Source organism: Listeria sp. PSOL-1 (assembly GCF_902806445.1).
In the GTDB taxonomy this organism is placed as follows: Bacteria; Bacillota; Bacilli; order Lactobacillales; family Listeriaceae; genus Listeria.
Genome location: NZ_LR760298.1, coordinates 1,965,117 through 1,976,468 on the forward strand (window position 1 = coordinate 1,965,117; position 11,352 = coordinate 1,976,468).

The 11,352-nt window shown below is 28.6% G+C and carries 15 protein-coding genes and 1 pseudogene; all 16 read left to right on the forward strand.

The annotated features are described in order from the left end of the window. The first annotated feature begins 3 nt into the window (after positions 1-3). The gene (locus G6Q10_RS09410) at positions 4-582 is read left to right on the forward strand and encodes a hypothetical protein (protein WP_163655415.1); all 579 of its coding nucleotides are present in this window, start codon (positions 4-6) and stop codon (positions 580-582) included. Between the two features lie 639 nt (positions 583-1,221). Continuing rightward, entirely contained in the window at positions 1,222-1,860 is a 639-nt protein-coding gene (locus G6Q10_RS09415) for a hypothetical protein (RefSeq protein ID WP_163655417.1), read from the forward strand. Positions 1,861-2,124: 264 nt separating this feature from the next. Then, a complete protein-coding gene (locus tag G6Q10_RS10095) occupies positions 2,125-2,373 on the forward strand; it encodes a hypothetical protein (protein WP_232057814.1) in 249 nt (82 codons plus the stop codon). 828 nt (positions 2,374-3,201) lie between these two features. After that, entirely contained in the window at positions 3,202-3,576 is a 375-nt protein-coding gene (locus G6Q10_RS09425; protein WP_163655418.1) for a hypothetical protein, read from the forward strand. A gap of 150 nt (positions 3,577-3,726) precedes the next feature. Then, positions 3,727-3,987: a hypothetical protein gene (locus G6Q10_RS09430; protein WP_163655420.1), complete on the forward strand. Its 261-nt coding sequence runs from the start codon at positions 3,727-3,729 to the stop codon at positions 3,985-3,987. Positions 3,988-4,369: 382 nt separating this feature from the next. Continuing rightward, positions 4,370-4,615, forward strand: a pseudogene (locus tag G6Q10_RS09435) (hypothetical protein); the annotation flags it as partial. A 222-nt stretch (positions 4,616-4,837) separates the two neighbouring features. After that, a complete protein-coding gene (locus G6Q10_RS09440) occupies positions 4,838-5,137 on the forward strand; it encodes a hypothetical protein (protein WP_163655424.1) in 300 nt (99 codons plus the stop codon). A gap of 239 nt (positions 5,138-5,376) precedes the next feature. Then, a complete protein-coding gene (locus G6Q10_RS09445) occupies positions 5,377-5,985 on the forward strand; it encodes a hypothetical protein (protein WP_163655426.1) in 609 nt (202 codons plus the stop codon). 267 nt (positions 5,986-6,252) lie between these two features. Continuing rightward, positions 6,253-6,546, forward strand: coding sequence for a hypothetical protein (locus G6Q10_RS10100; RefSeq protein ID WP_232057815.1), 294 nt, complete (start codon positions 6,253-6,255; stop codon positions 6,544-6,546). A gap of 4 nt (positions 6,547-6,550) precedes the next feature. Further along, positions 6,551-7,021: a hypothetical protein gene (locus G6Q10_RS09455; RefSeq protein WP_163655428.1), complete on the forward strand. Its 471-nt coding sequence runs from the start codon at positions 6,551-6,553 to the stop codon at positions 7,019-7,021. Positions 7,022-7,192: 171 nt separating this feature from the next. Next, positions 7,193-7,468, forward strand: a complete 276-nt coding sequence (locus G6Q10_RS09460; protein ID WP_163655430.1) for a hypothetical protein — start codon at positions 7,193-7,195, stop codon at positions 7,466-7,468. Between the two features lie 4 nt (positions 7,469-7,472). Continuing rightward, positions 7,473-8,078 (forward strand): hypothetical protein, encoded by a 606-nt coding sequence (locus G6Q10_RS09465; RefSeq protein WP_163655432.1) that lies wholly within the window; start codon positions 7,473-7,475, stop codon positions 8,076-8,078. Positions 8,079-8,185: 107 nt separating this feature from the next. After that, positions 8,186-8,416: a hypothetical protein gene (locus G6Q10_RS09470; protein WP_163655433.1), complete on the forward strand. Its 231-nt coding sequence runs from the start codon at positions 8,186-8,188 to the stop codon at positions 8,414-8,416. Then, positions 8,406-9,002: a hypothetical protein gene (locus G6Q10_RS09475; protein WP_163655435.1), complete on the forward strand. Its 597-nt coding sequence runs from the start codon at positions 8,406-8,408 to the stop codon at positions 9,000-9,002. Before G6Q10_RS09470 ends, G6Q10_RS09475 begins: the two co-directional genes overlap by 11 nt. Positions 9,003-9,172: 170 nt before the next feature. Further along, complete coding sequence (locus G6Q10_RS09480; protein ID WP_232057816.1) at positions 9,173-9,523, forward strand: hypothetical protein; 351 nt, start codon at positions 9,173-9,175, stop codon at positions 9,521-9,523. 1,330 nt (positions 9,524-10,853) lie between these two features. Further along, the gene (locus G6Q10_RS09485; protein ID WP_163655437.1) at positions 10,854-11,351 is read left to right on the forward strand and encodes a hypothetical protein; all 498 of its coding nucleotides are present in this window, start codon (positions 10,854-10,856) and stop codon (positions 11,349-11,351) included. The last annotated feature ends 1 nt before the right edge of the window (position 11,352 follow it).

Consider the following 11,352-nt stretch of genomic DNA (forward strand, 5'->3'; position numbering starts at 1 on the left):
TAAATGGAAAAAATGGTTTTAAAAAGTCATTCATATAAAAAATTCAGCCTAAAATTTTCTAACGTATTTGATGAAAAAAACGAATTGCCTGAAAAAGTATTTAACGAGTCATTTCATCGTTTTTATGTTTACGATATGGATTATTTTTATAATGATACTGGTTGGGGTTGGCTTCTAGATATTTCCTCTGAAAATAATGAAAAAATCTTGTATTTTACTAGTCAAGTAAAAGAAAATGATGATTTCCAAGTAGTTTATATTCCTAATGTTCTTACTCCAGAAACGATCTTAAAACAGATAGACGTTTTAGAGTATAAAACTCAAGATAAAAAAAATACGTTTTTTCTTACTTTTAATGAAGCTTGTTTGTTCTCCACTACGTATAACTGGGGTCTGTATTTTGTTAATGAATTTAATTTTGTTATTTTAGGCGTAAAAGATAATTTTAAGGTGCCATCATCTTTTGTAAATATTAAAAGTATGAGTCTAAAAGAATTTCATGATCATTTTCAAGAATGGTCTGCTTGGAAAGCAAAGGATGATAAACGCTATTTAAATGAATTTGATAACGTTTATTTTTAAGAATAGCTAGCAATGAATTATATCAATCTAAATAATAAAAAGGAGTTGAATGGATATTGCAATTCATCATTCATATCTTGATAAGCTTTTTCTCATTAGGGGTAACTTTTATCCTAGCTCAGTGTGAAATGCAAAGTGAAAGAATGAAAAAATTCAGCCACTTGTATTGGGCTAGGAATATTACTTAGTAGGCACCGGCATATATATTGGAAGTAATAATACCATTCATTCTTTATGTATACCATATTAATCCTACAGTTCATTTTATTATATTTATATGCTAGGAAAAGGAAGTATTCACTAGCGCCATTTATTTGCACAGTGATACTAAATGTAATAAGCGCATTGCTTTATAGTTACTATATTATAGCAAGTTTCATTTATTAAATATCTAGCTTATAACGGTAATGTAATGGTTTTATTGGTAAGCCCCAAAAAAGAGAGATGATACTTTGGAAGATAGCATTTTTCATTCAATGAACTCAATTGTATAAAAAAATATTATGAGAGTATTCAAAATATCTATAATAGAAATGCAGAACTACTTGTTCAGCTTGTGAAAAATTATTTTTAAGCGGTTTCTTTATGTGTGTAAGGCATATAGCCAAATAACCGTTTAGGAAGGAGGAAATGATAGATATGCCGATCTTTGGCCCCCGTGAAAAATCAAAACAAGTAACGTTTTTTAACGATATTAATTATAAGTTAGAGAATAAAATAACGAGTATGGTAGATTTTTCTAAAGACGTACCAATGCAAGTTTTTAAAAATCCTAGCCAATTTAATTTTTATTTTTGTGACTTTGATCAATGTGTTGATAAAAATTTTATGCTTGATTTACATGAACTTGGCATTTTTACAGATGAACAAGATTTTAAAATATTTACACTTTATTATTATTGGAAAAAAAAGAGATTTAAAATTGAGCGTAAAATAACGATTCCCTACGCGCAATTAAATATAACTTGTACAAGGAATGAATACGAACAAGCTTTAAATAACTCGCCAAAAAACGATGGTATTAATTTGCTAACATTTGATAATTTGTATTGGTATTTTAATTCAAAGTGTTTAATTTATGGGGATATGGTATACGAAGTAAGCATACTGGCTCTGGACAAGTCTATTCAATTAAGTGGAATACTTTTAAATAAGTTAGTAAAAGTAGAAGAATACGTGGCAATGAAAACAAAAGAACAGTTGCATCCAAACATTAACATGGAGTTAGTAGAGAAATTTAAACAACAACTCGTTGAAAATTATCAGAATGTGGAATAAAACTTGGGCGAGCTCATAAAAATTCTTTGCAGGGGAATTACACAGTGCATCAAATGCGTTTAGGCCTACAGTTAAAGAATAAAGTGTACTAAAAGGTGGTAAAACAACTTGGAAATAATAGAAAAATGAGGATTTATTGCTGCATTAAATATTTTTATACTTATTATCTTAGTAATCAATCTTTTGAAACCAAACAGCATAATAGGCCTTATAATGACAGTGCTCCTAGGAATTGAAACATTTAGGAAGGAGAAGATTATAGATATGTCTATCTTTGGTCATTGTGAAAAAAATATAAATACTCAAATTAATGAGGAACTTTTTAAATATCCTGAAATGCCTTTACAAGATATCAAAATAGATATACGGAGATCTATTTTAGAATTTATCTTTTCGGATAATAATTTTCATTTACCCATTAAAATTTTAGAGTTCTCAGCATTTTATTTTCAAAATAATTATGGCGAAGATCGTTTTGATTTTGATAAAGAACAAAGACTTTTTTTGCTGTAAACTTTAGAAGTACTACAACCTACGTTTAAGATAGGCGAAGGCCGGCAAGATTTTTCTGCTGAAGCTAATATATTAATTGAATTAGATCAACTCGGATTTACGATTGAATGCAAGCAAATTGATATTAATGGTAAGGTATTTGACTTAAATTAACTGCAATTTTGTAATCTAGATGAAAGTGAATTTATACTAGTATGCTGGATATAGGTATAATAAGGAACTTTAGCAGTATTACTTGATGGCGAGTTATTATGAATCGGAGCGAGGAGTGTTTAAGGCATACGAGCCGGCCTCTGGGTATAATTATGTGTAGGAAATATTAGCAGATTAAATATAGCTCTTTTTATTACTTCGTTTCTATATATAAAATCAAGGAGAAGCAAAAATGAAATAGATTAAAAAAAGAACAAATGATGTTTATCTCTTTAAACAAGATGGCGGCGAAGTTATTCAAATTCATGTAAAAAAAGGCAGGGCCACCATTTTTTTACATGAAAACCAAGTATATAATTTTCAAGATGAAATCTTTTTTAGGAAAGAACTTGAGTGGTCAAAGTTAATTAAATATGAGCAAAAGCTTTATGCACTGGGTATTGATCAAACAAATAATTATTTATTATCTTAAATGATACTTATAGTAGATTTGAATTAGGTGAGGGTGTACAAGATTTTTTAGTTGTAAATGGTGATGTATATATTATTTATTCTGAAGAAGGTATTTTTTCAAGTGAGGCATCTTTTTCATATGGAGAAGAAGCTTTTATAAAAATTAGAAAAGATACTGGTAAGATTGTTCCTTTACTGCAAGATGCAGCACTGGATAAAATTGTGGATATTAGCGCTTTTTATTATGAAAACAACACGATTAGGTTATTTTGCTACGGAGAAAATAAAAGCTCTTATGACAAATTTTACGTGGATTATAATTTAATAACACACCAAATAATAACCTATCCTATGCCTAATTATAATATTGAAGGTGTTTGTAGTGCAGATGGCAATTGTTATTTACTTACAAATGGTCATATTTTGGCAACGGATAAGGCTATGAATGAAAAAATGGAGAGATTAATTGATGAGCAAGTATATACTAATGTTTCTAAAGTAAGTAGTGCTTTTACTGAAATAATGATGGAGAGTGATACTTATTTTTATATATTAAATTCACGTGATTTTAAAGAAACAGGTAAGGTTAGGAAGTAGAAAATGAACAGATAAAACATTTAAGGAAAACAAGCAATAAATATAAGAAGAATGCGTAAAAAATCTTTGAAGACAAAACTAATCCGTGCGTCAAATGCAATTAAACGCTATAGATAAACTATAGGATACATTTAAAAAGGAGATAAAATAATGAAAAGAGCAGGAAAATGGGGTTTCAATACGGTAATAATAATTTTTATATCTCTAGTGTTAGTAATGAATTTTTTAAAACCTAATAGCGTTACAAGTCTTTTACTTACTGTATTTTTAGGTATTGAAACATTATTGATTATTATGCTTTTTAATGAAATTTATAATAAAGAACATAAAAAACCAAGAACTACATGGGTTAATTCATATATTATTACTATTTTTATTATTACATTATTAGTAACCTATTTATTTTATTAATGTTATTGGAAAGGTTGAGATCTTTTGATTATTTCTCTTGCGGTAGTCATAAATTTATTAGTAATTTTAGCAATGTGCTTAATGAAAAAATTTATCAATATTAAAAATCAGCGTATATTAAAAATAAGTGCCTTTTTAATATCACTATTTTCTTTTGGTATGTATGTATTTCTTGCAATATATATAGGCTTATTAGATATGAATTGAAAATGCGATAAAATGAAATGCATTTCTTTTTGTTAATTTACCTACCTGATCTGTATTTAGAAACCAAAAGAGTGATATTAATAGAGACTTTAAAAAAGAATTAATAGGAGAGTACTACAAAATTAACTTTTTGTGGTACTTTTCCTACTTTGTAAAACTATCATAAAATTTTATTAACTGGATAAGCGATGGGAAATACAGTTATACATTGGATACAGGCGACCGATTAGTCGCGGTGATGAAAAAGGGTGAATCGAAGCCATTTGTGACGTATACGTATGATGATGATAACCGGCGTTTGTCGAAAACGGTAGATGGTGCGGTGACGAATTATCATTATGATGGGGATAGTATTGATGTGTTGTATGAGACGGATAATACAGGCAAAGTAATTCGCCAATATGTGTATTCGGATGATAACGAATCACAAGGAAAATGACATTTAACAGAGAGGGGCTAGTAAGAGAATGAAGGATAAAAACAGGCATGTTCCTCGCTCTATACTTGCTAACGCTATTAAATATGGAAAAAAATATAAACTAAAGGTAGTTTATAATAGATGGACCAAACGAGTACAGCATTTCCATTATGAAAAATATAGGTAATTAAAAGCCGATTATAAATCAAAAAAGGAGTCCCTAAAATGAAATTCACTATCAGAAATCAAAGCTTTTTTCTTTATTATTTTAGTTATATACGTGATACAAGTAATGGCGAGGTAGTGAGCCTGGAAAACAATAAAAAAGCATTTGAAGAGTACCTTGGAAAGATTACATTAAAAAGGAATACAACTTTAAACTTACTTTTTATTGAGGATGAAGAATTTTTCTTTACCATAGAAACAAAAGAAGCTGATTGGAAAGAAGTTTGTTCAATAAAAAAGACTGCTTTAATTAATGCAATTAATAAAGGAAAAATTGAAATTTTAGATTTTGCTATTTAATTTAAAGCAAAAGGAGCTTATACTTAGTAAAATAATTAAACTATCATATCTGGCTATTCTGAATGAAAAATGGATGGGAAAAACATAAACCTAAAAAAAGAAATAGCAAGGGCGTTAAAGTTTATAAGAAAAAAGGCAGAAAAATTAGTATACGTAGATATTCTAATGATGGTAGAGCGACTGCCGATTACTAGGAATAAAAGTAGAGCTATGAAATTTCGATTGAGGAGATAAAACTAATGAATAACAAAGTTACATTTATCCAAGATCCATTTATTTTAAAGGAAAAAATAGCATCTATAATAAAATTATCTTCAGTTTTGCCAAATCAAATTTTTACAGATCCGGCACATTTTAATTTTTATTTCTATGATTACTATCATTGTATAGATAAAAGCTTCATTTCAGAATTATATCAACTTGGTGTTCTTGCTGAACAAAAATCATTTAAAATTTGTACGCCTTATGAATACTATAAGAAAAAGAAGCCTAGACAATTTTTTAGTACAAAAGTAAAAATGCCTTATGCTATAGTAGATATAAATTGTAGTGAAGATGAATATGATGAAGTGCTAGAATATTCTATTGAGGAAGACCAAGCTGTTTTTTTGCTATTTGATGATTTATATTGGTACTTTAATTCTAAGTGTTTAATTTATGGCGATAAAACAACAGAAATGAGTGTACTTGCGCTTGATAAATCTATTTTATTAGATGGATCTGTTCGCAAAAAGTTAATGGAAGTGGAGTCCTTTATTGAAAGGCAAACAGAAATGAACTTAGATCCAGGTATAGACGTAGAAGAATTTAAAAAAATATTGATACAAAATTATAGCAATAAAAATTAAAAAAATGAGGAAAGGGTACTTTTTCTCCTTTCCTTATTTTTAATAAGATAATGATACTTGCTGGTTATCGAAATCGTAATATGATACTTGGGAAAACATCTTTAGTATTACTTGATGGAACGGTATTATGAACCGGAGCAAGATGTGTTTACAGCGTATGATCCAGATCCTGGGGATGAAGATGGTCCACAGACGATGAATGGGTAAAATTATGCGAATAATAATCCGGTGATGTATGTGGATCCGGATGGGAATTTTGCGTATGCATTGGCAGCAGGATTTGCCTTTGGGCCGGTTGGCTGGGGGCTTGCGTTAGGTATTAGTGCTGCTTGGGCAGGTTATCAAGTATATAAGTGGCGCAAGGCTAAAAAAGGAATGGCTCATTATAAATCTTCTAAACCGGTGGGGAAAGCTAATAGAAAAAAACAAGGGAGAGAAGTAAACCAGAAAAAGAGAATTAGTCCAAAAGGTAAGAAAAAATGGAAAAATAGGTCTAATAAAAATTCTAATAGGAAGATGAAGAGGCATACTCCAAGTAAAAGACATAAAGGAGGTAAATAATATATTGGAAAATAAATTATTCTCAAGGAGTGGAATAAGAATTATAAATGAAAAAGAGGTTTCCCCCTTTTTAAAGCAAGCATTTGTAGACTATGCGAAATGGCTTCGTCATCATTATGAATTTCCTCAAAGAGTTGTAGTGTACATCAAATCGAGTACTTATATTAAAATAGATCAAGATGGATATGAAACATCTGGATCATTCTTTGCTCCTTTCGATAAACAACAAGAACCTTATATAAAAATTGCAACAGGAGATTTTCTTATTATGAAAGTAAAAGAAGGTGTTTTTCAAACATTATTTTCTATGCTAAATACATTATCTCATGAAATTCAACATTATTATCAATGGTTAGATGATGAAAATTTAGATGAACAAACGGCAGAAATGGGTGCCGAAGAACTCACGCAGGAATATCTAGATTTTTTTGTAGAAGAATTTCTCACAAAAAGATTTGGCAAATGCTTTAATTAAAAAGCTGAATTTTACCAAAAAGGGATAAACTTGATTTAATCTAAGGTTTAGTAAAGGAACTTGCTTTGTATCGATAAAAAACTCTACCTAAGTTTGATGAAAATGAATTTGTATTAGTTCAAGATATAGAGGAGAAATCAATTTCAGTAATAAAAAAATGGGGCTTATAAAGTGTTTAAATATGGTAAAAAGCTTAGGTTTAAGGATATAACAAAAGGAGCTAGTCGTAAGAATTTTACAATGAATATAAGCCGAAGACAACTGCAAAATAGGCTGAAAAAAAGCGGATGGAAAAAAACTAGAGTTGAACCAAAAAACAAAAAAATTTATAAGTATACAAAAAAAGGTAGAAAGATTGTTACACGTAAATTTTCAAAAGATGGACGTGTTACCGCAGATTATTCTAGAAAAAAAGGTAGAGTAATAAAATTTCGTTTAAGGAGATAAAAAAATGGTTAATAAGATCACATTTTTAAAAGATAAAAATCATAATATAAAAAAACAAATTTTAGATATAGTTGAAAGCACTGCGGAATTGCCAAATCAAATTTTTAAACATAAATATCAATATAACTTTTATTTTTATGATTTTTATAAATGTGTTAATAAACCATTTATAAAAGAATTATACAATATTGGTAATTTGGTATCACAACAAAAATTTAAAATTTATACGCTCAATGATTATTATAAAAAAAGCTTCTTTTTCTTTAATAAAAAAAAGCAAGCTAGCTATGCAAATGTTAATATAAATGCTACACCAGAAGAATATGAGGCTACTTTAGAACATGATATTGGTGATAATGTGGTTGATTTTCTTTCATTTTATTATTTATATTGGATTTTTAGTTCTGCTTGTTTAATTTATGGAGATAAAGCTTCGGAATTAAGTATTTTAGCTCTTGATAAATCTTTTCAATTAACACCTGAGTTACAAGGTAATTGGTTACCGGTAGAAATATTTGTAAAGGAGTATGAAGACATGAACTTGGATCCGGGGATAGATGTTAAGGAATTTCAAGAAGAATTAATCAAGAACTATCGTAATGTAGAGTAAATAAAAAAGTTGGAAATAATTAATAAAGAGAAAATTAAATTTTTAGCTATAAGTTTTGAATAGGCTAAAGGTATCACTCGAATAAAAAGGAAGTAGAGGTGGATAACATGGATAGTGACTCAGAAAAATTATTGAAGCAAATTTTAAAAAATTATTCTGCATATGATGGCCCACAAAGTATTAAGTGTTTGACAGATAAAGAAAAAGAAGATGCACAAGAAATTATATTAAATTATTTTCTTGACTATGGTTTAGATGAAAATGATGAAGCGACTGCTTATGGACGGAAAATAGATAGTTTAATTGACTATTTTTCAGATGAGATAGATGATAAATAAAGATAAATTTTTTCAAGATGCTGATGATGCCTTAAGAAATAGAGTTGCAAATATTGTAAGTTTTTCTAAAGAATTACCAGAACAAGTATTTAAAGAAACTATGCAATATAACTTTTATTTTTATGATTTTTACTATGTGATTGATAAAGGTTTTATTTCTATACTGTGCGAACTAGGAAAACTATTAGATCAACAAACAGTTAAGATTTTTACACCTGAATATTATTATAAAAAAAACCAATTTAAAATTAACCGCAAAAGAAAAATGCCTTATGCGAAAATGGATATAAATTGTAGTAAGACCGAGTATAATCAGATACTAGAAACTTTTGTAGATGGCGAAAATATTAACTTTTTAATGTTTGATGATTTATATTGGTATTTTAATTCAGAATGCATAATTTATGGTGATAAAGTATCTGAAGTAAGTGTTCTAGCTCTTGATAAATCTTTGGAATTATCTACATCTCTACAAGATAAATTAATGCCAGTGAGAACATTTATCGAACGACAAACAAAAATGAACTTAGGACCAGGTATTGATGTTGATGAATTTAAAAAAAAATTAGTGAAAAATTATTCGTAATATATAATAAAGATAGAAATAAAACCAGAGAATTAAAAGCACTTTGATTAATGCTTCTTTTAGAAAGGGGATAACACAACGAACAACAGCATTGTATAGCAGATTTAGATGCGTTAAAAGAATAATGTTTTCTAAAAAGCTAATTTTAATCATAAATTAAGGAGCAAAGCATGGATTTTATTTTAGACATCGTAATTAACTTTATCGCGTTTACTAATTTTTTAATTGTTTCTGTTACATTAAGGTCAGAAAAGCAATTTATTGAAAAAGCAATAGCTTTTTTAGGGTTGCTGGGTATGGCAATGGTAGGAATGGGTTTATTTATTTCAGGTGTGGAAAAAGTATATACCTATATGTATGCTATTTTATTGATAGAAGTACTTTTACTTCTAGCTATGCTTACTATAAACCATCTAATTAAATGGGGAAAATCAAATTTTTTAAAGAATATATGTATTTTAAGTTTAATAGTGGTGAATTTCTTTATATACATTACTTATGTAACGCTAACATTTATTTAATACTGAATTCTGGCAGCAATATCTGTCTTATCGTTAGGAAATGGAGCATTACCATTTTTAAAAGATGGTCGATATTGTGTATGGTTCATTTATAAAGGTGTGGACCTAAAAGTAGCCGATTTAGAAGGTCTGATGCAATAGAGATATAAGTAAAACTAAAGGGAAAGGAACGTATAATGAGCGTTTTATTAAATATAAGCATTAGTTTAGTCATGTTTGTAACTTTTTTGTCAACGGTAATGGTAATGAAATCTGATAAGCGATTTTTAAAAACCTTCATTGCTGTTATCAATACAGTAGGACTTTCAGCTGTAAGTTTAGGTTTATTTATTTCTGACAGTAATGGTATATACGGATATCATTTTCTTATTTTAGGGATTGCTGTAGGGTTATTATTTATATCGTGTATAGTAAATTTTATAATGAAGAAGAGGGGTGAATCTAGGCTATTATTAGTTTTTTTATGCTTTATATCAGTAATTGATCTTATCGCGTATATAATCTATATTATAATGACGTTTTTATATTATTGAGTGAAGCTAAGTTATAGTGGTGGTATAGAGATAATAAATTATTTACTAAATAAGAAAAGTAATGAGAAGTGGAATTAGTAATAAAGAATAAAAGCTTAATTTTTTCTTGCTTCAATCTCGTACGTAAAATGGAGGAGGGAAAAGTTTTAGGCTTAAAAAATCAAAAAAGTTCGTTTGATAATATGGATAAGATCTATTTAAGGAAGGGAGTTATTTTAACACTGTTATTAGTCTTTCTGATCGACGTTTAGAAGCTTTTTCACTAAGCTTATTAAAAGCTATTAGTGAAGGGTAAGGTGGAGATCTCAAGCTTAAGTTAGCAATGTAGGTGTATAATGTTTGATTTATGGGGATGAAATAACCAAAGTAAGTTTCTTGATAAATCTGTTCAATTAACTCCTATTTTGCGAAATAATATTGTGGTTTTAGATGAAAGTTATGCGTATAGTAACAGTAAATAGCTGGACGAAAAACGAGCTAAAAACGTATAACTAAGGAAGCTAACTTATCAAGCGTAATGGAAACGTGCTTACATATGATGAGAGGGTAGCTGAACGAGTATGAGTGATGGGAAGTAGGGGATATGGGGTTTCAGTTATTCACGATGGTGACAAGCGAATCAAAGCTGTTTTCTTTGTATACAATTAACATTTGGTCAACTTCAAATTTACTTACGCATATGCTATAATGTATATTTAGTGACAGTTTAAAAAGATAGATTTGGGTTTAATAATATTGAATACGCTTTTCCGCTTTTTAAAATATATAGGATATCATTTTATTAAAGGAGGTGTTTTATGTCTACGCATCAAGAAACACCGATAGAGATCTATCATTATACGATTCCAAAAAAATTCTCTATCATAGAAATGAACTTTCATATTACGGCTGTCTATATTTTCTTATGGATCTGTATGGTCGTGGTTGCAGTTTCAATTGGTCAACTTTCCTTTTTACAGATTATATCAGCTACTATTTTTTTTCTACTAAGTATTGCTGTTATCATTATATTTGTTTCAAAAGGGTACATCTTATTTTTTCACAAGTCTTTTGGGCTAATAGGTTTTTCTTCTCAACAAGAATTAGTTTTATATAAGAACAAGATTGTACTTTATTATAAAGAACAACAATTTGGTAAAGAACTTTCTATGGAGGAATTTAATAGGCTCAAGATCATTTACCGAAAAAAATATGCTGTTTTAAAATCAAAATTCTATTTATCTAAATTTTTTGCTGTGATTCCACTTGATGTAGCAAAGGAAATAGATAATAAAATCAGAAAAATTAAGGAATAAT